21 protein-coding genes and 1 pseudogene are annotated in these 21530 nt (G+C 57.6%); 17 read left to right on the forward strand and 5 right to left on the reverse strand.

Features of this window, described 5'->3' with window-relative positions; genetic code table 11:
- Positions 1 to 85: 85 nt before the first annotated feature.
- The 14 genes from GX444_10325 (at position 86) to GX444_10390 (ending at position 10901) form a co-directional block, all read left to right on the forward strand.
- Positions 86 to 508: a hypothetical protein gene (locus GX444_10325; GenBank protein NLH48985.1), complete on the forward strand. Its 423-nt coding sequence runs from the start codon at positions 86 to 88 to the stop codon at positions 506 to 508.
- A 1-nt stretch (position 509) separates the two neighbouring features.
- A complete protein-coding gene (locus GX444_10330; protein ID NLH48986.1) occupies positions 510 to 869 on the forward strand; it encodes a DUF5320 domain-containing protein in 360 nt (119 codons plus the stop codon).
- Positions 870 to 1146: 277 nt separating this feature from the next.
- Entirely contained in the window at positions 1147 to 1701 is a 555-nt protein-coding gene (gene tsaA, locus GX444_10335; GenBank protein ID NLH48987.1) for a tRNA (N6-threonylcarbamoyladenosine(37)-N6)-methyltransferase TrmO, read from the forward strand.
- On the forward strand, positions 1698 to 2552 hold the full coding sequence (locus GX444_10340; protein ID NLH48988.1) for a 4Fe-4S binding protein: 855 nt from the start codon (positions 1698 to 1700) through the stop codon (positions 2550 to 2552). Before tsaA ends, GX444_10340 begins: the two co-directional genes overlap by 4 nt.
- The gene (locus GX444_10345; GenBank protein NLH48989.1) at positions 2552 to 3112 is read left to right on the forward strand and encodes an iron-sulfur cluster assembly scaffold protein; all 561 of its coding nucleotides are present in this window, start codon (positions 2552 to 2554) and stop codon (positions 3110 to 3112) included. The genes GX444_10340 and GX444_10345 overlap by 1 nt, the downstream gene beginning before the upstream one ends.
- Positions 3109 to 3975 (forward strand): 4Fe-4S binding protein, encoded by an 867-nt coding sequence (locus tag GX444_10350; GenBank protein ID NLH48990.1) that lies wholly within the window; start codon positions 3109 to 3111, stop codon positions 3973 to 3975. The genes GX444_10345 and GX444_10350 overlap by 4 nt, the downstream gene beginning before the upstream one ends.
- Positions 3965 to 4966 carry a radical SAM protein gene (locus GX444_10355; GenBank protein NLH48991.1) on the forward strand — a complete coding sequence of 334 codons (1002 nt, stop codon included), beginning with the start codon at positions 3965 to 3967 and terminating at the stop codon, positions 4964 to 4966. The genes GX444_10350 and GX444_10355 overlap by 11 nt, the downstream gene beginning before the upstream one ends.
- Positions 4967 to 5170: 204 nt before the next feature.
- Positions 5171 to 5530, forward strand: a complete 360-nt coding sequence (locus GX444_10360; protein NLH48992.1) for a dinitrogenase iron-molybdenum cofactor biosynthesis protein — start codon at positions 5171 to 5173, stop codon at positions 5528 to 5530.
- A gap of 29 nt (positions 5531 to 5559) precedes the next feature.
- Positions 5560 to 6795, forward strand: coding sequence for a P-loop NTPase (locus GX444_10365; protein NLH48993.1), 1236 nt, complete (start codon positions 5560 to 5562; stop codon positions 6793 to 6795).
- A 66-nt stretch (positions 6796 to 6861) separates the two neighbouring features.
- Positions 6862 to 7275, forward strand: a complete 414-nt coding sequence (locus GX444_10370) for a DNA-binding protein (protein NLH48994.1) — start codon at positions 6862 to 6864, stop codon at positions 7273 to 7275.
- 115 nt (positions 7276 to 7390) lie between these two features.
- Positions 7391 to 8089: a peroxiredoxin gene (locus GX444_10375; protein ID NLH48995.1), complete on the forward strand. Its 699-nt coding sequence runs from the start codon at positions 7391 to 7393 to the stop codon at positions 8087 to 8089.
- Positions 8082 to 8741 carry a class I SAM-dependent methyltransferase gene (locus tag GX444_10380; protein NLH48996.1) on the forward strand — a complete coding sequence of 220 codons (660 nt, stop codon included), beginning with the start codon at positions 8082 to 8084 and terminating at the stop codon, positions 8739 to 8741. Before GX444_10375 ends, GX444_10380 begins: the two co-directional genes overlap by 8 nt.
- Position 8742: 1 nt before the next feature.
- Positions 8743 to 9615: an MBL fold metallo-hydrolase gene (locus GX444_10385; GenBank protein ID NLH48997.1), complete on the forward strand. Its 873-nt coding sequence runs from the start codon at positions 8743 to 8745 to the stop codon at positions 9613 to 9615.
- 83 nt (positions 9616 to 9698) lie between these two features.
- Positions 9699 to 10901: an aminotransferase class I/II-fold pyridoxal phosphate-dependent enzyme gene (locus tag GX444_10390; protein ID NLH48998.1), complete on the forward strand. Its 1203-nt coding sequence runs from the start codon at positions 9699 to 9701 to the stop codon at positions 10899 to 10901.
- A 347-nt stretch (positions 10902 to 11248) separates the two neighbouring features.
- Here the strand turns inward: GX444_10390 and GX444_10395 are convergent, their stop codons facing one another.
- The 3 genes from GX444_10395 to GX444_10405 form a co-directional block, all read right to left on the reverse strand.
- Entirely contained in the window at positions 11249 to 11536 is a 288-nt protein-coding gene (locus tag GX444_10395; GenBank protein NLH48999.1) for a gamma-glutamylcyclotransferase, read from the reverse strand.
- A complete protein-coding gene (locus GX444_10400) occupies positions 11473 to 11940 on the reverse strand; it encodes a hypothetical protein (GenBank protein NLH49000.1) in 468 nt (155 codons plus the stop codon). Before GX444_10400 ends, GX444_10395 begins: the two co-directional genes overlap by 64 nt.
- A 261-nt stretch (positions 11941 to 12201) precedes the next feature.
- Positions 12202 to 12858: a DUF1566 domain-containing protein gene (locus tag GX444_10405; GenBank protein NLH49001.1), complete on the reverse strand. Its 657-nt coding sequence runs from the start codon at positions 12856 to 12858 to the stop codon at positions 12202 to 12204.
- A 578-nt stretch (positions 12859 to 13436) separates the two neighbouring features.
- Here GX444_10405 and GX444_10410 point away from each other — a divergent pair.
- A complete protein-coding gene (locus tag GX444_10410; protein NLH49002.1) occupies positions 13437 to 13640 on the forward strand; it encodes a hypothetical protein in 204 nt (67 codons plus the stop codon).
- The gene (locus GX444_10415; protein ID NLH49003.1) at positions 13637 to 15664 is read left to right on the forward strand and encodes a hypothetical protein; all 2028 of its coding nucleotides are present in this window, start codon (positions 13637 to 13639) and stop codon (positions 15662 to 15664) included. Before GX444_10410 ends, GX444_10415 begins: the two co-directional genes overlap by 4 nt.
- A gap of 1071 nt (positions 15665 to 16735) precedes the next feature.
- Here GX444_10415 and GX444_10420 read toward each other — a convergent pair.
- Together GX444_10420 and GX444_10425 are read right to left on the reverse strand one after the other, a co-directional pair.
- A pseudogene (locus tag GX444_10420) lies at positions 16736 to 17416 on the reverse strand (cellulase family glycosylhydrolase).
- Positions 17417 to 18148: 732 nt separating this feature from the next.
- The gene (locus tag GX444_10425) at positions 18149 to 19186 is read right to left on the reverse strand and encodes a YkgJ family cysteine cluster protein (GenBank protein ID NLH49004.1); all 1038 of its coding nucleotides are present in this window, start codon (positions 19184 to 19186) and stop codon (positions 18149 to 18151) included.
- A gap of 413 nt (positions 19187 to 19599) precedes the next feature.
- Here GX444_10425 and GX444_10430 point away from each other — a divergent pair, with 413 nt between their 5' ends.
- On the forward strand, positions 19600 to 21519 hold the full coding sequence (locus GX444_10430; protein NLH49005.1) for a phospholipid carrier-dependent glycosyltransferase: 1920 nt from the start codon (positions 19600 to 19602) through the stop codon (positions 21517 to 21519).
- The last annotated feature ends 11 nt before the right edge of the window (positions 21520 to 21530 follow it).

A 21530-nucleotide genomic window follows, 5' to 3' on the forward strand; every position in this document is an offset into this window, starting at 1 on the left:
ATCCCAACCGCTTGATTAATCAGCTTTTCCTTGCGCCTCGGCCGGTTGGCATTGCTCGTGCTTTACTTGGTTGCGGGTGAACACGATGCGAATTGCGATTCCGACATACGGCGAATATATTTCGCCCCGTTTCGACTGCGCCGGAACCTTGATGCTGATCGATTCCGACGAAGGAGAAACGGTTTCACCTATCGCGCACAATCTTTCCGAGATAGCCGACGGAGTTCGCCCCGCGTTGTTGGCTCAAATGAACGTCACGATTTTGCTCTGTGGGGGGGTTCGACGTTGCGACTTGCTTGCCTTGGAAGGATTGGGAATCAAAGTCGTAGGCGGATTGATGGGCGCCTGGCGTTCGATTCTTGACGAATACCTCGACGGGCGACTCGACCCTCAAGCGATCGGCGGTCACGGCAAGACCTGTGGCCGGCCGGGCGGACCAGGCTGGCGCGGTTGTCGGAATCGGCATCGTAGCGGTGAAAACAACCCAGGGCGGAAAAAGGAGAAATGAAATGCCTCGTTTTGACGGAACAGGACCGATGGGCCGGGGCTCAAGAACCGGCGGCGGATTCGGCTTCTGTGGTTCGAGACCGGAAATGATCTACGACGGCGGCGACCCTATTTACCGTGGGGCCGGCCAAGGCTTGCCACCCCGGGGAGGCGGCAGAGGTCGTTGTTTTGGCGGTGGGCATGGCGGAAGATTTTCTGGGCATGGCGGTTTCGGACGTCAGGGTGCGTTGGCCCGGGGGTTCGCGCCGCTTGCCCCGGGACAAGAAGCAGCGCGGCTTCGAGACCAAGCCGCGCAACTCGAGCAGGAGATGGCGACCGTCAAGGAACGTCTCGAACGGATCGAAACCGAAGCCGACAAGTGAAATCGGGGGCTAGCGGGCAAAACCTGGAAAGCCCACGACCATGAGGTGAAATCATGCCCAGAAAAGACGGTACGGGCCCCTGGAACAAGGGTTCCGGCCAAAGCGGCGGAGCGGGACGCGGACAAGGCGGCAACCAGGTCAAAGGGCGAGGCATGGGCGCCGGCACGGGCGGATCGTGCGTCTGTCCGAACTGTGGTGCGACAGCTCCTCATCAAAGAGGAGTCCCCTGCTTCACGATCAAATGTCCGAACTGCGGATCGGCGATGACAAGGCAGCAATGAACGTTAACCAGCAAGACAAATCCGTCCGGGAAGAAATCTCCTTTCGAGTGATCGGGATCATTCGAAGCGAACACACCGACGAAACCCATACGCCCATTCAACCCGTGTTCGCTAAGGGGGCGCCCGGGAAGGCAATCATTGATCCGCTTTTCGAAGACGGACTGCAAGACCTGGAAGGGTTTTCCCACATTTTTCTCTACTACTATTTTCACCAAGCGCCACCGCCGCAGTTACGGGTCAAACCCTACCTCGACAATGTTCGCCGGGGTGTTTTCGCGACGCGCTCTCCCCGGCGTCCCAATCCGCTCGGGATGAGCCTGGTTCGCCTCGTCAGACGCGAGCGTTCAGTGCTCTTTCTCGAGGACGTGGACATTCTAGACGGTACTCCGCTGCTCGACATCAAACCGTTTATACCGCGGTTCGACGCGCTGGCGAACGCCACGGGAGGATGGAGCACCGCGGTGGATGAGCGAACCGCGCAAATTGAAGGCCGCCGGGGATACGGCGAAAGCGACCCCGCCGACGGCAATCGCCACGGAGAACGCGGATGATATTGGCCATTGCCAGCGGAAAAGGCGGCACGGGGAAAACGACCTTGGCGGTCAGTCTGGCCGCCATCGTGGATAAGCCGGTGACCTACGTGGACTGCGACGTGGAGGAACCGAACGGACATCTTTTTTTACTTCCCCATCTCGAGGACAAAGAGGAAATTACCGTCCCGGTGCCCCGGGTGGATCACTCTCGTTGCACATTTTGCGGCAAATGTCGGGAAGTTTGTCGCTTCAATGCCATCGCGGTTCTGCCGCAAAGCGTCATGATCTTCGATGAACTTTGCCATGGGTGTGGCGGCTGCGCCTTGGTTTGTCCCGAAAAGGCCATCCGCGAGCAACCACGGCCGATCGGCACGATCGAAAACGGGCGGGCCGGGAGAATCGCCTTTGTCGAGGGAACGTTGAAGGTCGGCGAGGCCATGAGTCCGCCGCTGATCCGCGCGGTGAAACAACGGCTGCCGAAGGGCGGCCGGTGCGTGATCGACGCGCCGCCGGGAACCTCGTGCCCGATGATCGCCGCGGTGCGAGACGCGGACGTTTGCCTGCTGGTGACCGAGCCGACGCCTTTCGGATTGAACGATTTAAAGTTGGCCGTGGAAACGTTACGCGCGCTCGGGCGGTGGTTCGCCGTGGTGATCAATCGGGACGGAATCGGCGATCACCGCGTCGAGGATTATTGTCGCGCCGAAGGGATTTCCATTGCCGCCCGCATCCCGGAAAGCCGGGCCATTGCCGAGGCGTATTCCCGTGGTCGAATCGCGGTCGACGCGGTTCCCGAGATCGCACCGCAGTTGCGGGATATCTGGCGGCTCGTGGAACAAGTAGCCGCGCCGGAAAAGGTCGCCACCTAATGACCCATGATTGGAAGCACCTTTATCAAAAGAGCCAAGAGCCAGCCGCGGCCTGCTCCGAGGCGGACGGCCCCGATTCGCTCGCCTATTCGCCGCGGGTGTTGGATCATTTCCTCAACCCGCGCAATGTCGGCCGGGTCGAGCACTGGGATGGCCTGGGTTGTTTTGGCGATCCGTCTTGTGGCGATTCGTTGGAAATGACCCTGCGGCTGGAAGGCGACCGGATCGTCGAAATCGGCTTTCTGGTTTACGGCTGCGCGGGCGTCATCGCCACCAGCAGCATGGTGACGGAATTGGCGAAGGGCCGGACGCTCGCCGAGGCCGCCTGCCTCACGGATGAAGAGGTAATCCACGCGCTGGACGGATTGCCGGAAGCCAAACAGCATTGTTCCCTTTTGGGCATCCAGGCGCTGCGGTTGGCCATCATCGACACGATGGTCATGCGCCAATGCCTCCAGGAAGGGTTGGTGCAAAGCGCGCAAGAATATCGCGCCAAGCGACAAGAGGGACGGTTGCAATACGACCCGAATCTGTTGTTGAAGGACGACCTAATCGAATGAAACAACTGGCGATCGTCAGCGGCAAGGGCGGAACGGGCAAGACCAGTTTGACCGCGGCGATTGCCGCCTTGGCTCAGCCCACCGTCACCGCCGATTGCGACGTGGACGCGGCAGACCTCCATTTGATCTTGAGGCCCGAGACAAAGGCCGCCCACGAACTCGAAGGCGGGTTCAAGGCCTGTCTCGATAAAAAGCGTTGCCTCCTGTGCGGCCAATGCGCGGCCCTGTGCCGATACGGCGCGATCAGTGAAGACATCCGCGTGGACGCATTCGAATGCGAGGGGTGCGGCGTCTGCGCCGATCACTGTCCCGTCCAGGCCATCACCCTAACGCGGCAAAAAGCCGGAGACTGGTTTGAATCGGAAACCCGGTTTGGGCCGATGGTTCATGCGCGATTGGGCATCGCACAAGAGAATTCCGGCAAGCTGGTGGCGCGGATCCGCAATCGCGCCCGGGAGATCGCGGCGGAACGGAACCTTTCCTTGCTGCTCATCGATGGCCCGCCGGGGATCGGCTGCCCGGTCATTTCCGCGGTCACCGGGGTGGATCTGGTCCTGGCGATCACGGAGCCGACACCTTCAGGAATTCACGATTTACGCCGGGTCCTGGAACTTACCCGCCACTTCCGCATTCCCGTCGGCGTTTGCGTCAATAAAGCCGATCTGAACCCCGAGCAAACCAAGGCGGTAGCCACCCTCGCGCCAACGGAAGGCGCCGCCTATCTGGGCGCCATCCCCTTCGACAACATCGTGACCAGAGCCATGATCGCCGGGAAAAGCTTACCCGAGTTCGGCGACCATCCCGTCACGGCGGCAATCGTTCAAATTTGGCAACGTGTGGAGAGGATGCTCCATGACCGATAACCAGGATAGGGAAACGGCAGTCGCGGAAGTAGGGGCGCTTTTCGGCCCCGTTCCCTCGCGCCGGTTGGGGCTTTCCCTGGGGATCGACGTCGTCCCTCACAAAACTTGCAGTTACGATTGCGTTTATTGCGAAGTCGGGAAAACAACCCATCATACCCTCTGCCGAAAATCCTATCTCCCCGAGGATGAAATCATTGCCCAGCTTGATCGGTTTTTTTCGGAAAACCATGGTCCGCTCGACTTCGTCACTTTTTCAGGCTCGGGTGAACCGACGCTGAACCTGGCCTTGGGCAAATTCATACAACGCGTCAAATCGATTACCACAACCCCCATCGCCGTCCTTACCAACGGCTCCCTTCTCACCGATGCGCAAGTACGCAAAGACCTTTCTTCCGCGGACTTGGTCATGCCTTCGTTGGACACGGTTCGAGCTTCCACCTTTGAACGCCTCAACAATCCGGCGTCAGGATTGCGGATCGCCGATATCGCTCAGGGATTACGGAATTTCGTCGAAGACTTCACCGGCCGGTGTTGGGTGGAGGTGCTTCTGGTCAAAGGGATCAATGATTCGCCGGCCGAGATCGAGGCGTTGACCGACACCCTGGCCTGGATCGCTCCGGAAAAAGTACAACTGACCACAGTGTACCGCCCCTCCAGAACCGCCGGCGTGGAACCGGTCGATCCCGCATCGCTGGAAAATATCGCCCATAATCTGGCGGCCCGGGTCAACGTGGAAATCGTTGGCGATTTTTCCACGACCCACCACTTGGATGGACTGGAAAAAACGCATCTTCGGATTGCCACCATGCTCCGCATTCGTCCCATGACCTTGGAAGAGCTTACAATGGCGACCGGACTGAGAACCGCGGAAATGACCAAACTGCTGGCTCTTCTCGCGCAAACGGGGACCATCGTCGAGATCCGCTTCAAGAATCGGCAATACTTTACTCTTTCGGCCCGATCCGGAGTAAACGATCATGCCGCCCCTTGAGCGCGAAAGCCCGCCAGACACTGCCCGGTTCGCGCGCCTTGTATGGAAAGGCGGGAATGCACCACCGCGCCCCCGCCTTGGTCGTCAAAGCGCCGCTCAACCACGGGCCGGGCGATCTCACCAAGCCACGTGCCGCAGCAGAACCGGGGGCTGGCCACTCCCCAAGGAAGCGCCGCGGTCAATGAAAGGAAACGAGGAAAACCAATGAAAATCGCCATTCCAACATCCGGCACGGATCTGAACGCGCCGCTGGACGCCCGTTTCGGTCGGGCGAAGTATTTCCTCATTTACGACACGGAGACAAAGGAAACGACGGTCATCGAGAACCTTCAAAATCTCAATGCCGCCCAGGGCGCGGGTATTCAATCCGGGCAGACCATTGTTCGGGCGGGTGCCCAGGTGGTGTTGGCCGGACATTGCGGACCGAAAGCGTTCGCCGTGCTCGCGGCGGCCGGAATCAATGTGTTTTTGGCGACTTCCGGAAGCGTCGGCTCGGCCGTCGACGCCTTTCTAGCCGGCAAATTAACCGCGATGGATTCAGCCGATGTCGAAGGACATTGGTAAACCACTTTTTTATCCAGGAGGCTGACAACATGCCACATTCATGCGGACACGGTGATCAAGCAGACCAAGCGCGCGGAGAACTTGAATCCAGAATGCAAGAATCGCTTGCTAAAATTCGTCATAAGCTTTTAGTCATGAGCGGGAAAGGCGGTGTCGGTAAAAGCACGGTTGCGGCGAACATTGCCGTGGCGCTGGCGAACCGTGGTTTGAAAACCGGACTGCTGGATGTGGATCTTCACGGACCCAGTATTCCGCAGATGCTGGGACTGACCGGCTTTCCCGTGGAAAGCGATGGCGACAAGGTGATGCCGCTCTCCTACAACGAACATCTTTCGGTCCTGTCCATGGGCAGTTTTCTACCGAACCAGGACGAAGCGGTGATCTGGCGCGGGCCCCTCAAGATCGGTGCGATTCGCCAGTTCCTCGGCGACGCGAATTGGGGCGAACTCGATTTCCTGGTCGTCGACTCTCCTCCCGGCACCGGCGACGAGCCGCTTACCGTGGCACAGGATATGCCCGGGGTGCGCGCCATAGTCGTTACCACGCCGCAGGAGGTGTCGCTTGCCGACGTTCGCAAGTCGATCAATTTCTGCCTCAAGGTCGGGATGCCGATTGTCGGTGTGATTGAAAACATGAGCGGGTACGTGTGCTCGAAGTGCGGCAACACCGAGGATCTTTTCGGCTCCGGCGGCGGCGAAAAAATGGCCCGGGCAATGCAAGTTCCGTTCCTTGGCAAAATCCCCATCGACCGCAAGATCGTCGAATCGGGCGAAAAAGGACGGCCTCTGATGGAGGACGGCCAGGAATCTCCGGCGGCGGTCGCCTATGGAAAGATCGTTGAGGAAATCGTGGAAAGGATCGTGCAGCATCCGCAGGCAATGCCGGAAACCGCGATCAAACAACAAACCGCCGCGTCAAAAAAAGATGGCGTCATGCGGATCGCGGTGCCGACGGCGGCAGGCGTTTTGTGCGCTCACTTCGGTCATTGCGAGCGCTTCGCATTGCTCACGGTGGATGGCGGAAAAATCGTCGATCTATCCTGGCTTACGCCCCCGCCCCATGAACCGGGCGTGATCCCCAAATGGCTGTCGCAGCAAGGCGCGAATGTGATCATCGCCGGGGGTATGGGCAGTCGCGCGCAAGGGCTTTTCAACCAGTATGGGATTAAGGTCCTGGTCGGCGCGTCCAACCTCTCGCCCGAAGCGCTCGTCGATCAATACCTCTCCGGAACCCTGCAAACCGGGGAAAACGTCTGCGATCACTAAACCTTAACGGAGGATTCGAAAGTGAGACAAAGCACTATCTTGTTATTGGTCACGCTTTGCGCGGTCCTGGTTTTTGCGACGACGACACTGGGACAAGGTCGCGGTCAGGGGCGTGGCAGCCAGGGCTGGGGAATAAAAGCCGAATACCAGCGGCTCTTCGATCCGACAACACTCACGACCATCCAGGGCGAAGTCCTGGCTATTGAAAACTTTATTCCGCGCAAAGGCATGGGACAAGGAATGCACCTGAAACTCAAAACAGGACAGGACACGATTTCGGTTCACCTTGGTCCGGCATGGTTCCTCGAAAACCAGGATATCGTGATTGCCATGAAAGACGTGATTACAGTAACGGGATCGAAAATCGTTTTTGATGGCGCGTCAGCCATTATCGCCTCGGAAGTCACAAAGGGGGATCAAGTTCTAGTTTTACATGACAAAAACGGGATTCCCGCATGGGCGGGATGGCGCAATAAGTAACAGCATCCTTTCTGGCGGGGTCACTTGATAGCATCGTTAGAAGGACACCAGGCCATGGGGATTGTTGAGCGCTTGGGTTGACACCAACTATCAAACGCAATGACGGAGGACTATCATGAACGAACCGAAAACCACTGACATCTCGATGCCACGTGTTCCTTTAATTGGGGAAAAGGCGCCGTCATTCAAGGCGACCACGACCCAAGGCGAAATCACCTTTCCCGATGACTACAAGGGAAAATGGGTGATTCTTTTCAGCCATCCGGCCGACTTCACGCCTGTCTGCACCACGGAGTTTATGACCTTCGCGACCATGCAGGACGAGCTGAAGGCGCTGAATTGCGAATTGATCGGCCTGTCTATCGATTCGCACTACAGCCATATTGCCTGGTTGCGAACGATCAAGGAGAAGATCGAGTACAAGGGAATGAAAAATGTGGAGGTCACGTTTCCGCTCATCGCTGATATAAAGATGGACGTGGCCAAAGCATTCGGCATGGTGCAGCCGGGCGCGAGCGACACCCAGGCCGTTCGGGCCGTGTTCTATATCGACCCCGACAGCAAGATTCGTGCGTTGATCTACTACCCGCTCTCCAACGGTCGTAACTTCGATGAAATCAAACGCCTGCTTATCGCCATGCAGACGTCGGACAAGCATAAAGTGGCCACGCCTGCCGACTGGCGACCGGGCGATGACGTAATCGTCCCGCCGCCGGGATCTTGCGGTTTGGCCAAGGAGCGTATGGAGAAGCCAGACCCCGACACCTACTGTCTTGACTGGTTCATCTGCTTCAAGAAATTGAAGAATGTGTGATTCTAAGCCCAAGCTGAGCCCGCATGAGCGGCTGAAAGCCTTCCATGCGAGGAACCTGCAATACCTGCATCTAGGTTATGATCGTGCAAACGCCGCTCGCTTCGTGGTCCGCGCCGCTGGCGAACTGGCAGGGCCTGCTCTCGATATCGGTACTGGCAAGGGATTCTGCGCCATCGAACTCGCGCGGATGGGCATGACTGTCGTTTCCATCGACGTGGATGCCGAAGAACAAGAAGTGGCCACTCTTCTCGCCGAGGAAGCGGGGGTCGGTGACCGCATCCGCTTCGTTCATGGCAATGCCGCGCATTTACCGTATCCGGACGGTTACTTCGGCTGTGCCGCAATGATGGATGCGCTGCATCACCTCGATGAACCAAGTCCTGTATTTCGCGAAATGGCACGGGTGGTCAAGGATGGAGGGCTCATCATCATCGCGGACTTCGATGAAAAGGGTTTCGATCTCTTGTCTCGCGTTCATCGCGCGGAAGGACACGATCACCCGAGAACAGCGGCGACCTTGATCCTAGCCCAGGATGAATTGCTCAGGGCCGGTTTCCAGGAAATGGCACGGACGACTAGTTGTCTGCACGACGTCATCGTGCTGCTCAGGAAGCCCCGCAACACACCGGAGTCCGCCAAAAGGAGTGTGTAGTGTGAAAATCACTGTCCTCGTTGAAAATTCGTCCGGATCGCTCGCAGGCATTGAGCCGGAGTTCGGACTATCTCTATACATCAAAAGCAGACAGACAACGATTTTGATGGATACCGGAGCGAGCGGCCTTTTTGCGATTAATGCCAATGCGATGGGGATCGACCTGGAGACCGTCGACTGGTTGGTGCTCTCCCACGGCCACTATGATCACGGTGGGGGTCTGGAAGCGTTCTTCCAGCGAAACCGCCGCGCCAAAGCCATCGTGAAACGAGGCGCCGACCAATCTTTCTATGGCAGCCTGATGCCCGGCTTGCCCGATCTTCTTCATCGTTCAGGATTACTCACGCGTTACATTGGCCTGGACCCCAAGGTGCTCGGTCGCTTTTCTGAACGGATTCAGTGGATCGACGCGCCCATCAGTCTTGCTGCCGGCGTTCATGTGCTGACAAACATTCCTCATACCTATCCTCTAGCCAAAGGCAACCGCAATCTGCTGGTTCGACGTGGTGATCATTTCGCACCAGACGACTTTCGCCATGAACTATTGTTATTGGTAGAGGAAGACTCCGAGGCGGTCGTTTTTACAGGCTGCGCTCATTCCGGAGTGCTGAATATGCTGGACGCTGCGCACAGCTTCAAGCCTGACTGTCAGATCCGTTCGGTGGTTGGCGGGTTTCACTTGAACCTGCCTCGCTCCGAGAAAATGTCGGTTCCAGAGGATGAAGTTCGCAATTTGGCGACTGAACTTGGCCAACAAGTCACGGAAGCGATCCATACCGGTCACTGCACTGGCAGTGAGGCGTTCCAAGTCATGAAAGCCGAATTGGGTCCTCGGCTGCACGCCCTTCGCACCGGCGAGCAGTTCGAGGCGTGAGAGATGCTACACAGGAATCTCTCCAATGCTCAGTGCTGACAAACATACGTTATACAAACTATGGTGTGACAAAGGGATCGAAAATGAAAGGGAAGCAAAAAGGATTTACATCGACATTGGTGCATGCGGGAAACCAGAAGGACAAGTGCGGAAGTGTCGTGACGCCGATTTACCAGACTTCCACCTTTGCCTTTGAGAACTCGCGCCAGGGAGCCGATCGGTTTGCTGGTCGGTCGGAAGGTTATATTTATACACGAATTGGCAACCCGACCATCCGCGCTCTGGAAGATTGCGTAGCTGCGCTTGAAGAAGGCGTCGGCGCCGTCGCCACAAGTTCGGGCATGGGTGCGGTGACTACCGCTTATCTTGCTTTGTTGAAAAGCGGCGACCACGTCGTCAGCACGGCCTCGGTCTACGGACCGTCGCGGACCTTGATGGAGCAGCATCTGAAACGGTTTGGCGTTGTCGCCAGTTATGTGGACACCTCTGACCTCGAAAGCGTACGCTGTGCAATTCGGCCCGAGACTCGAATGGTCTATGTTGAAACGCCATCGAATCCGTTGATGCAGATCACCGACCTTCGCGCGGTGGCGGAACTTGCGCACGCCAATGACGCGGTGTTCGTGGTGGACAGCACTTTCGCCTCCCCCTACCTCCAGCGACCGCTGACGATGGGCGCGGACGTCGTGCTGCACTCGGTAACCAAGTTTATCAACGGCCACGCCGACGTAGTGGGCGGCATTCTCGTGGCATGCAACGATGAACTGCTGCGAAAACTGCGCCAGATGATGATTCTGACCGGCTGCAATATGGACCCGCATCAGGCTTTTTTGGTCCATCGTGGGATTAAGACGCTTTCCCTGCGAATCGAGCGTGCGCAGACTGCCGCCGGAATGATTGCGCGATGGCTCGAAGCCCGCAACGAGGTGGCCTGGGTCCGCTACATCGGCCTGCCAAGTCACCCACAACATGATCTTGCGCTTCAGCAAATGCGCGGTCCTGGAACGATGATCAGCTTCGAACTTAAGGGCGGTTTCCGCGCGGGCGAAGCGTTGATGAACCGGGTCGGACTCGCGGCCCTCGCGGTTTCTCTAGGCGGTGTTGAGTCTTTAATCGAGCATCCGGCTTCGATGACCCACTGCGGCGTGCCCACGGCAGAACGACAACAGGCTGGGATCAGCGACGGACTGGTCCGCTACTCGGTTGGGATCGAGGATCCCGATGATCTGATCGAAGACCTGCGGCAGGCCTTGGAAGATGGCTCCCTAGCGCCGAACGCCGAATAGTCAGATGAACAAAGTGAGGTGCGCATCAGATGAGAGAGGTCAAGCACGATCTAGATTTCAAGGTCAAGGGAGTCGCATGAACTCAACGAGAAGAAGCACAGTCGATACTGCGGCACGGCGACCGACGATTGATGCAACCAAATGTCTCAATTGCCGCACGTGTGTCGATTGTTGCCCACAGCGAGCAATCGAGGAGCCCATAAATTATACCCTGCCTCGCGACCTTGGCTATGGTCCGTTCCGCTCTTGGTGGAAAGGGAGTGCTTGTGACTATCGCCTTCACGACCGGAGTCGCAACTTTGGTTGCGTTGATTTTTCGCTTTGGTTTCATTCTTTTTGGATAGTAATTATTTATTTTCGTATGTATTCCATGTGCCGTTTTCAATAACAGTTCCTTGAAGAATTCGGCCGACATCAATAAGAAAATAACCATCAACAGTTACTCCGTCTACGAGGCTGAGCGTCTCGCGAACATACAATCGTGGCACACCCTCGTGCCGGTCAAGCCGCGCCAGCAGTTCCGGCCCGACCTTGTAGAGTTCACCGTGGACAGCGGTAGAACCGCCGGGGATCATGCCGGGAAACGATCCCAGATCGAGAAGCGTGTACAGCGGCGCGGTAAGACGCGGAAGCAATACTTGGTGTTGTTGGGGTCGTAATCGCGCCGATTGCCGCTCGCGGCGCGAGCATTGAGCGCCTTGGTCGCCAGCAGCAACGGATCGTAAGCCTGCTGGTCGAGCGCGTGGTGGTCAGCGAGACCAGCGCGGAAGTCATCATGCGCTCGGACGGCCTGCACACGCTTGTCGACGAACTGGATCCCGCCTGAGGCGGGACGAAGAAAGGACCGGTGCCGATGGTTGAGCAGAGCGAAAAAATCACGCTCCACCGCGACGGCGAAAGCATCCGTATTCACATCCCGCTGAAGTTCAAACGGCGCGGAGGACGGAAGGAAATCATTGTAGCCGATGGTCTGCCGAATTTTCAGCCAGACCGCACCGCTTACCAGAAGCCACTGGTCATCGCGATTGCGCGCGCCCATCAGTGGCAGCGTCTACTCGACACGGGTCGCATCGGGTCAATCTCCGAACTTGCCAAGCGGCTAAAGGTCGATCACTCTTACATCAGCCGCCTTCTGCATCTGACCTTGCTCGCCCCTGACATCATCGAAGCGATCTTAGATGGTAAGGAGTCGAGCGGCCTGTCGCTGGCAAGGCTCACCAAGCCGTTCCCGGTGCTGTGGGAAGAGCAACGCATGGAATTTAGGTGAGGTGTAAAACAGAGGATGCTATTTTATGGCTAGTTAACGTACACAACGCACAGCTTTGTCGCCACCAATGTTGCTACTGTAAACGTTGCCGTAGCCAAAGTAGATATACCACGCGCCGTCGTCATCGTCCCCACACTCCGAGGACGACCAATACACACTGCAGTCGCCTTCCATTTGTGAAGGCCAATAGCATCCACCCGCTGGACCGCCGCCGTTTGAACAACCCCCGCACGGGCTGTTATAACAGTTTGAATAATCCAGACAAGTGTCTGTAACATCGCAGTCACCACCAGTTTCGGTGTCGTCACATCCCCGAATAAGGCTCCGAAGTTCCGAGATTGTCGGCAACCGCCAATCGTTGTGCCCCGCAAGACTCAAACCCTGGCAATGGCTTTTCGCCAGATTCCAGTTCATATTCCCACCCGTGGGAGAAACTTGCCACTTAAGGCCGGAAGATGAATCCGTCCACACATCACCACTGATCGCGTCATCGTCGTCGCCGGCATTGTTATCGCTAGTGTCGTCATCATCGCCCGTGTCGTCCTCGTCGTTGCCAGCGTCATCATCGTTGTCATCGTCGTCATCGTCGTCATCGTCGTCGTCATCACTGCAGCCGCAACCGCCGAGAACGAGCCCAAACATTAAACACGCGAGAATGAAAACGATCGCACAAAAAGAAACGGTCTTCATTGTGGTCTCCGAAATCATAAATAAATCCGACACAAAGCTAGCACGGTACGTGAAAACCATCTACCGCTTTTTCTTCTTGAATGCCGCGTTTCCTACTCCACGTGGGAGTCGAACTCTGCCACGTACCCCGTTCTGTAAGTACCTGATAAATAAGCAGTCTCATCTTTGTGACGAGTTGGCCGAAGTCACAAAGATTCAGAGAAAGAGAACGAGAAAGCGCCTTTTTCACGCAAAATGTGGGGTATTGGGACTGAACTCGTCACAGTGAAAGCGGTTCGCTCGCGCTGGCCGGAGCGCCGAACACCTTGATTTTCATAAAAATAAACGACAGGCCGAGTCCCTTATGAGGATCGGCCTGTTCTTGTCGGAGCAAGGTTAGAAAAAAAGAAGTGGTGGAGGCGGCGGGTGAGGAAAATAGTACAACTCCACCGCGAACCTACCGTAAGGTATGGAAATACCAGGCCAAACGTCCTGTGAAGGCCGATCGAAGTCCCGGAACGGATTCGTAGAATTGAGCCGAGGTGCTTGTCGCTCTGGTAGGGCAATCGGCGATGAAGTAGGAATAATTTACAAAGACAATGAGCAAGCAGACGATGAATACCATCCCGATCGCCATGATTCGTGAAGTGGAAGAAGCTGATCGTTCCATCAGTGTCACAGAGAATGGCGTCGAAATGGACGTCACGGCCTGGACGAGCGGCATTGAAAAGCGTTTTGATTCCGACGCGATTTCCTTTAGGCTAGTTCACGAAATCAGTCCACCGAACAAGAGGTATCGATGAAGACGTTCTCTTTGTTGGTGCTCTTAGCGGTGCTGGGTCTAGGCGTCGGCTTGGCGCTTTCCTGTTCGTCGAGCGGTAGCGGCGATGACGACTCCAGCAGCGATGATGACGCCGTTGACGACGACACGACCGCCGACGACGACACCGACGATGACGATGTCGACGACGACGACAGCACCGTCACTCCCTACCCCGAATCCTGCGCGAACGGTCCCGTTTTTTCGTTCGATCTCGCGAGCCGGCCGATGGTTGTCCCCTTCCCCAACGACCTCTATACGATCGAGGATGCGCAATCTCGAACAGGGCGGAGAGTCCACATTGATGAGGATACGGCACGCCCCATCGGAGCCATGGCCGCTGTCCGCCCGTTGAAATTTCTGATCGACGCCTTCAATGACTTGAACGGTTTCTCGACCCTCGCGGATATTTATCTGCCGACCGGTGAGGAACCCGCCTGGGCGACGCTCCCCGATTTGACCGGACCATCCGGCGAGGACGGCGTTTTTCTGATGGCGGACGACCCGGGCAGCTCAGCTGACGGCTTGTTCGTTCCCTTGAAATTCGACTTTCGGTCGCCGGATTTGCACCTGACTCCGTGGTTTCCCTTGAAGGAAAACACCCATTACATCCTCGTCGCCACGCGCGGTCTCGCCCCCCAGGGCAGATGTTACCAAGCCTCGGAGTCGATGCGGGAAATCTGGCGGGCATGGATTGATGGAACCGCGGATGAAACAACCGAGCGTTATCGAGCCGCGCTGACGCGCCTCGATGGGCTGGGCGTCCCGCCCGATCAAATCCTTTCCATCGCGGATTTCACCACGGGCTGGATCACGCGCGATCTGGAAGCGGCCGTGGGAAAATTGGACACATTGTTCGAGTCTTCTCCTTCCGCTTTCAGGGATTGGGAAATCGTGCCGGATGGCGATCCGAGTCTTTGGGCTACGGCGCACGCGGTCTTCGATGTACCCATTTTCAAACCGGACGGCGAGCCATGGGCCTTCGACTCAAACGGGACTCCGATCGTCGACCACTACGAAACGTTGCGTGCCTATTTCACCATTCCCGCAGCAGAGGCGACTCCCGGCGGCCAGCCGTATCCCATCGTTATCTTTGAGCACGGCATCATGAGCGACATGCACGAACTGCGTCCGCCGTTCACGACCGAAATCGCCCGGCGCGGATTTGCGATGATCGCCATCGACGCCATCTGCCACGGCGACCGCCTGCCTCCCGGTACCGGCGAGGTCGGCCAGTTGCTGTGCTTCTTCGACATTTTTCATCCCGGAGCCATGCGGGATAATTTCCGGGAGACCGCCTCGAATTTCGTGTGGTTGACCCGCGCTGTTGCCACGCTGAAGGATGTGGACCTGGACGGTAACGGAACCCCCGATTTCGACACGACCAGGATTTACGGTGTCGGTTCGTCCTTCGGCTCGGGGATGGGCGGCATGTCAGCCTCTGTGGATCGCAACGTGGAAGCACAAGTGCTGAACGCGTCGGGCGCCAAGCTGACGAACGTTCTGGTGGACGGGGGTGCCGCCCCCGTCTTTCTGGTCATCTCCCTGATTGAAAAACTGCTTCTGCCGGAAGAACCGATCACCGATTTCATCCGGATCCTGATGGATCTACTTCAGTCGATCCTCGACCCTGCGGACCCCGCCAATTACGTAATGCATGCAATCGATGATCCCCTGGAAATCATGGAAGGCCATCAACCCCAGATATTGCAGCAAAGTGGGGCTTTCGATGAAGAGATCGGGGGGCCGTCCGGCGGGTGGCTGTGCCGCGCGGGCGGGTGGCCGCAAATGATCCCCTATGTCTGGGACGCGGGCGTTCCCCACGTCACCGCCCCGTACGAGGGTTCCGCCTTTTATCAATTCGACACCTCGGAGCACCACCTGATTTTCGATGACGATCCCTTGAGCCCGGCGACCCGCGAGCAGATTTTTCATTTTCTCGAAACACACTTCAACACCGGCATCGGGGAGATCATCGACCCACTGGCAACGGACACGGGATTCTAGGCTATACGCTAGAAACGCGAGTCGCCCCGAGGTGGGGCCACATGGCAGAAAGACAATCCTTTTTAGAGAAAGTTGGCGGTACAAACGTTACTGGCATCGAAATGCCGGGGATTTTAGGCGGGAACGTCGATTGGCTAGCTCATTAATATATGGGTATTTTCAGATGCTGTCTTTTCAACATCCGCATCCGCTACCGTTATCGTCGTCGTCTCCTCCAGACGACCCGCCATCATCGTCCGTCTGATCATCATCCGCGACATCGTCGTCCGCGCCGTCGTCATCGTTATCATCGTCATCATCGTCATCATCGTCGGCAGGCGGCTGAAGACGAGCGCGGATCGCAATGTCTCGCGTAAACGAAGGGAGTTGAAGCGCAAAGGTCTGACCGAGTTCGCGTGTTTCGATGGTCACCTCGCCGTTAAAAGTGTTCCAGAATTCGATCCGCCAGACGCCGCCGGGCAGGGAGTCGATGGTTGCGACCGCGCCCTTAATAGCGGGCGGTTCAGCTTGTAGCCAATTGCTGCGGCGGTCGTGCACCCAGAAAATCGCCTTGGGCTCCGAGTCGTTGCCGAGCAGGCCGATAACCTGGAGCGGGGATCCGTTGGGGGTGGTCAGTTGGATGCCGTGAAGGACGTTGTGGTAGTCGGACATGCGGTCGGCGGCGACAAAGGCCGCGGGCGCGGCGTTGAGGTACCAAAGATCGTTCGGGTCCAAAACCGTATCCCACCACCAGTTCATTGCTCCGCCGGCGTATCCCGATAGAAGCGCCGCCCAGATGCCGTTGTGCCAATTGATGCCGGCGGTGTCCTGCCGGTCGAATTGGCTGTTGACGTCGATGCCGTATTCGGCCATGACGACCGGACGCCCGTTGGCAAACCACGGCTTTCGAAGAAGCCACACCCCTGGCGTGAAACCCAGCAGGTATTCGTGGCGGTTGTAAAAATCCAGCGTATGGCTTTGGTGGTCCGGTTCAAATTGATACGGTTCCATGGAACTGTCGGTGACAAGGTGATGGTAGACATCTTGCGCCGTGATCAGGGCGACCTTTCGCAAACGCCATGGATTGACAATCCATGGGTGGTAGCCGCCGATCCCATTGACCTCATTCCATAATTCCCAGGCAAGCACGGAGCGATAAGCCCCGTATCGCGCCAGAATGTAGCGCGTTTTTTGATCCCACAGTCTCGAGCACGTTTCGTCGGTGAAAAACTCCATCGCGGTGGCAATCGGCCCGCCGTTGGAGAGGTTGTAGGGATTGTCATTCCAGCTCGACCAGGTGCCCGTGTTGAACTGTGAGGCTTGGTGGAAAACCAGTTGCACGTAGATACCTAATTCCTCGGCGATTCGCAGCATCTCATCGAACTTCCAAGCCATCGCCAGGCTGTAGCGTCCCAGGCCTTCGAACTGGCCCGACCAATGGTTTTCGTTCCATTCGAGTATCTGGGGGCCCGTTTCGGTCATCCACAGACGCGACCAGTTGCCGCCCTCGGCGGCCATCCGCTGCCACCAGGTTTCCGTTGAAAACGATCCGCCGTCATAGGCCCAGCAGACGTTTGCGCCCAGCGGTATGTATTGGGAGCCATCGTCGAAAGAGAAATAGCGAGGGTTTTGAGCGTCCACGCGCACGAAGCCGGAGGTAAGCGGCGAAGTGGCGTTAAAATCAAATGGACCGGTTACGCTTTGGCCCGAAGCGTCGGTGACGGAAAGAGTCAGGGTGTAATGGCCTTCTTCCATCGGCGAAAAACGCACCATCCATTCGGGTTCACTCACCGCGACAAGCTGCTCGCGACCGTCAACAAGTTCTCTTGTGTATGGCTGGTAGTAAAAACCAAAGACGGTCAACGTAATACCGCCTGGAGTTTCGATCAGCGCACGGACGTCGACTTCATCGGGGTCAAAGGGATTCGCATAAGCGGCATCAATCGTGAAGGTGACTTCCAGCCGATTATAAACCGGTACCGAATCGGCGGAAAATTCAACACCGGCAATGGTGGAAGCATCAGCCGGAAGAGCAGTCAGTGTAAGAGAAACCAACAGAAGCGCAAAAACGGCGGTGCGCCATTGATTAGTTTGTACGTAGGGTCCCCGAAGTCGAGCGGGTTTAAACGGCATTTATCGTGATCCATTCGGTTTCGACCGCGGACGGCGTTCGACGGTCGAGCGCCGAGTGGATACGGTCTTCGTTGTACCAGCGGACATAGTGGTTGATGGCCCCATGCCTCGTCAATTGAAATTATTGCTATCCCTCAGTGAAAAGAAATAATGAGTTGCTTTTTCCCAAACAAGACGGCCCTTCGGCCTGCCGGCGACAAGCGCGCCGAGGCCGGGCGGTGGCAGTCGAGAGAAGGCTTCCGGAGAGAGATTCTATCGGGAAGCATGGCCCCCTTTGCGCCGGCGCCGGAAAGCCAAGTAAAGGTATCGTTCGCCTCTACAGGGGTCATTTGCACTCGGTTAGGATGGCTATCGTTTATTGCGGCTGGAATGTCAGGCGTTGTGCGCCAGGGACGGAATTTCCGCCTCTTGATCCGGGTTGTAGCGGAAGGCGCGGACCCGGGCGCGGAACTTGTCCAATTCTTCCTGATCGGACGACAGCCACTCGATTTTACCGAGCGAGCGGCGGAAGTTGTCGCGGTCGTAGCGGGCGCCGACTTCCGCGACGTAGGCGCGGGTCAGTTCGACCGAGACTTGATGCCGGAACTGTTCGGCGACGGTGCCGAAGCCCAGGAAGAAATGGTGCAGCAGCGTCGGGCTGTAATGCCGCCGCGCCGCGCGCGGCAGCGAACGGCAATGCATCGGTTGCGCATCGCCGGCCCGGCAGAGGCCGGCGTCGAAAAAGGCGCACCCGGATTGCTGTTTGAGTTGCAGCAAACCGTCGGCGCTCGGTTCGGGATCGACGAAATCGGCGAAGAAATCGGCCAGGCCGACGCCGGCCACCTCGGCCAGCCGCTGAACATCGTCGAGGGTCACCAGCGGTTGCGCGGCCATCCGTCCCTCGGAATTGCAGTTCACGCAAACGTGCCCGGCATTCGCCGCGACGCCGGCGTCTTGGACAAACGGCTGATCGGGCAGGGTGTTGTGGTAGATCGAATCGATCGCCCGGCGGTAATCGGCCCGGTGCCAACGCGGCCCGTTTTTACGCAGGTAGGCGCTGGTGATGGCCGCCGCGAAAGTATGGCCCCATAACTGGACCTGACTGGCGGGGGTGTCCTCGAAGGCGGTCCAGGGGATGATGTCGGAAGCCTCGCCGTAACGGCAATTGTAAAACCGACAGGCGATCGGTTTGGCCGCTTCGACCGAGCAGAGATTGTCCGGTTGCAGAAACACGCAGGCGCCGTCCGACCGCCGGCGCATCACCAGAAGCCGCGACTGCGCGGTTTTTTCGCTGTCGACAACATCCTCGAAGACTTGGCGGTCCGCCTGGCCGCGCTGTATGGCGATCCGGTGGATATCCAGCAGAGTCACGGAAATTTCAAAATGACAGCATTTTCCGCACTTCCGGCAGCCGTCGTTCCGAGCGTTCATCCTGTACCCCCCCAGCCCGCTCGGGCTTTCGCGCCTGACCTTAGTAGGGTGCATTCCCATATTGCTTAATAATTTGATCGGCACCTGATACGATCAAATTAAGCATTTTTCACGCGATTCAAAATGAAAACCGATAATTATTCGGCGCCTCATAATCGTAGACAACTATTTGCAATGACTAGATAAATTGGCATTCATCCACAAAGAGTGGGATTTATTTCACCGTTGCGTTAATTACTTGGAAAAGAAAAAGAGCATAGATTATCAACGGAAATGCCGGAGGAATAACATGAACGCCAATTGCCCTGAAACGGGCAAAACAACCTCCCTATTTGGCGCTTTTCCCTATCCGCGAACTATGAAAGGATAGGCCATTCGAAAATCGGTGAAAAAGGAGTTCCGGGAAGCGTCTGATGGCCGTTCGACCGTCGCCAAATCATGCCGATTTTTCCAGTCGATCCGCCGCCTGGATCCTCCTCGCCGTGGTGTTTTTCTATCATGCCGCCGGCAACTCCGCGTTCTTCCTGATCGACCGGCGACCGGCCAATTACAACGAGTTATCGCACGTCATCGGCGCGATCGAATACCTGAACCGCCTCGTCGACGAAAAAGACCCCTATGCGGCCTCGTTGCATGCTTTCACCGGTTATCCGCCGATCGGCGCCGTCGCCTCCCTGGCTTACGCCGTCGGCGGCCGGCACCATCTTTCCGCGCGGTTTAGCCAACTCCTTTTTTCATTGATCCTGAGCGCAAGTGTCTATCTGCTGGGGCGCGCTTTGTTCGACCGGCGCACCGGCGTGCTGGCCGTTTTCCTGTTATTGACCTCGCCGGCCGCCTGCGACCTGTCGCGCCAATACCTGCTGGAGTGGCCGCTGACCGCGATCGCCGCCCTGGCCGCTTATTGTCTCTGGCGCAGCGACGGTTTCGCGGAACGCCGCTGGTCGCTCACCGCCGGATTGGCGGTCGGTCTAGCCGCGCTCTGCAAGCAGACGTTTTTCCTGTTTTTGGCCGGACCGGTTTTGTTCGTCGCCGCCGCCGCTTGGCAAAAGTCCCGACCGCCGGAATCCGCAACGGAAACCGGCGCGCCGAAAAATCGCCGCCACATTTGGTGGTGGATCGTGTTCGCCGCTTCCTGGGCCATGGCCGCGGCACTGTACTCGCCGGCGCACCGGGAAGCGATCGACAATTGGTATCGGGCGTCCACGCCGTGGATTCTGCCGTGGGGCTGGGCGTTTTTTCTGGTCACCGGCGGTTGTTTCACGGGCGTTTTGCTGCTTTTTCGATGGCGCGCGAAGCCTTGGCGCAACGCGCTGGCCGCCGGATTGGCGACGATCGGCCTGGCCGGCATCTGGTATTTCCCGATCGGCCTGATGAACTTTTTGACTTATTACCAGCAGATGCGTTTCAACGCCGAGGTGGAGCATTTTTCGCCTTGGGTGATGATGAAATTTTACGCCTCGTACCTCGAGCCTTACTATCTCGGGCCGACCCTGGCGCTGGTTTTGCCGCCGGTTTTACTGCTCGCCGGTTATCAGCTTTTCCGCCCGAAAAAAGAAATCAGCGCTAAACAGCCCGCCGCCCCTTGGCTTTTCCTGACGGTCTGGGCGGCAATTCCCGTCGCCGTCCTGCCGTTCATCAGCATTCAAAACGAAATGAATCTGGTTCCGGCCTTGCCGCCGGTGTACCTCGCGATCGCGGCCCTGCTCACCCTGCCCTGGCGGCGCAACGCCGGTTTCGGTTGGCGGCTCGTTTTCTCGCTCGGCTCGCTCGCCGCGATTTTCGGCGGTTTGTTGACCACGGGGCTGTTTCCCGGCGCGGGCGGTTTTCGGCCGCTGCCGTTCGGCCTGTCCGACGGCCTGGCTAATCGGCTGACTCCCTGGAAATTCTCCTACGAAAATTACCTGGTGCCGCGGCCCGAATCCTGGCATGAGGAAGACATCGCCCAGGCGATCCTGCAGGCCGGCCTCGGCCCCAAACCCCGCCTGCTGATGATGGATGAAAATTTCTATTACAACGGAAACACTTTCTATTACCTGTTCAAGCTGCGGCACCGCGAGCTGACGGTGGAAACTCAGTGGTGGGACGATCACGACTGGCTGGCCGCCGATCCAGACGGCCGGCCGCGGCTGGATTCCTTCGACGTAATTTTTTACCGCCGGCCCTGGAAAGCGATCTACGAGCAGAAAATCCAGGCCGGCGAGAAGATCAATTTGTGGCGAACCTACGCTTACCTCGATGATCCGCCGCCCGATTTCGCATTGCATTTCCGACCGGGCGAAAGCTGGCCGTTCCCCGACGGCTCCACCGCCTATTTGCTTTATCGGCAGCGGTAAACCGGTAGCCG

Source organism: Myxococcales bacterium, from assembly GCA_012517325.1.
In the GTDB taxonomy this organism is placed as follows: Bacteria; Lernaellota; Lernaellaia; order Lernaellales; family Lernaellaceae; genus JAAYVF01.

Excerpts from the sequence above, each read along its gene's own strand:
- GX444_10325 (NLH48985.1), top strand. The coding sequence starts at position 86 with ATGCGAATTGCGATTCCGACATACGGCGAATATATTTCGCCCCGTTTC.
- GX444_10330 (NLH48986.1), top strand. The coding sequence starts at position 510 with ATGCCTCGTTTTGACGGAACAGGACCGATGGGCCGGGGCTCAAGAACC.
- tsaA (NLH48987.1), top strand. The coding sequence starts at position 1,147 with ATGAACGTTAACCAGCAAGACAAATCCGTCCGGGAAGAAATCTCCTTT.
- GX444_10340 (NLH48988.1), top strand. The coding sequence starts at position 1,698 with ATGATATTGGCCATTGCCAGCGGAAAAGGCGGCACGGGGAAAACGACC.
- GX444_10345 (NLH48989.1), top strand. The coding sequence starts at position 2,552 with ATGACCCATGATTGGAAGCACCTTTATCAAAAGAGCCAAGAGCCAGCC.
- GX444_10350 (NLH48990.1), top strand. The coding sequence starts at position 3,109 with ATGAAACAACTGGCGATCGTCAGCGGCAAGGGCGGAACGGGCAAGACC.
- GX444_10355 (NLH48991.1), top strand. The coding sequence starts at position 3,965 with ATGACCGATAACCAGGATAGGGAAACGGCAGTCGCGGAAGTAGGGGCG.
- GX444_10360 (NLH48992.1), top strand. The coding sequence starts at position 5,171 with ATGAAAATCGCCATTCCAACATCCGGCACGGATCTGAACGCGCCGCTG.
- GX444_10365 (NLH48993.1), top strand. The coding sequence starts at position 5,560 with ATGCCACATTCATGCGGACACGGTGATCAAGCAGACCAAGCGCGCGGA.
- GX444_10375 (NLH48995.1), top strand. The coding sequence starts at position 7,391 with ATGAACGAACCGAAAACCACTGACATCTCGATGCCACGTGTTCCTTTA.
- GX444_10380 (NLH48996.1), top strand. The coding sequence starts at position 8,082 with ATGTGTGATTCTAAGCCCAAGCTGAGCCCGCATGAGCGGCTGAAAGCC.
- GX444_10390 (NLH48998.1), top strand. The coding sequence starts at position 9,699 with ATGAAAGGGAAGCAAAAAGGATTTACATCGACATTGGTGCATGCGGGA.
- GX444_10400 (NLH49000.1), bottom strand. The coding sequence starts at position 11,940 with ATGGGCGCGCGCAATCGCGATGACCAGTGGCTTCTGGTAAGCGGTGCG.
- GX444_10405 (NLH49001.1), bottom strand. The coding sequence starts at position 12,858 with ATGAAGACCGTTTCTTTTTGTGCGATCGTTTTCATTCTCGCGTGTTTA.
- GX444_10410 (NLH49002.1), top strand. The coding sequence starts at position 13,437 with ATGAGCAAGCAGACGATGAATACCATCCCGATCGCCATGATTCGTGAA.
- GX444_10415 (NLH49003.1), top strand. The coding sequence starts at position 13,637 with ATGAAGACGTTCTCTTTGTTGGTGCTCTTAGCGGTGCTGGGTCTAGGC.
- GX444_10425 (NLH49004.1), bottom strand. The coding sequence starts at position 19,186 with ATGAACGCTCGGAACGACGGCTGCCGGAAGTGCGGAAAATGCTGTCAT.
- GX444_10430 (NLH49005.1), top strand. The coding sequence starts at position 19,600 with ATGGCCGTTCGACCGTCGCCAAATCATGCCGATTTTTCCAGTCGATCC.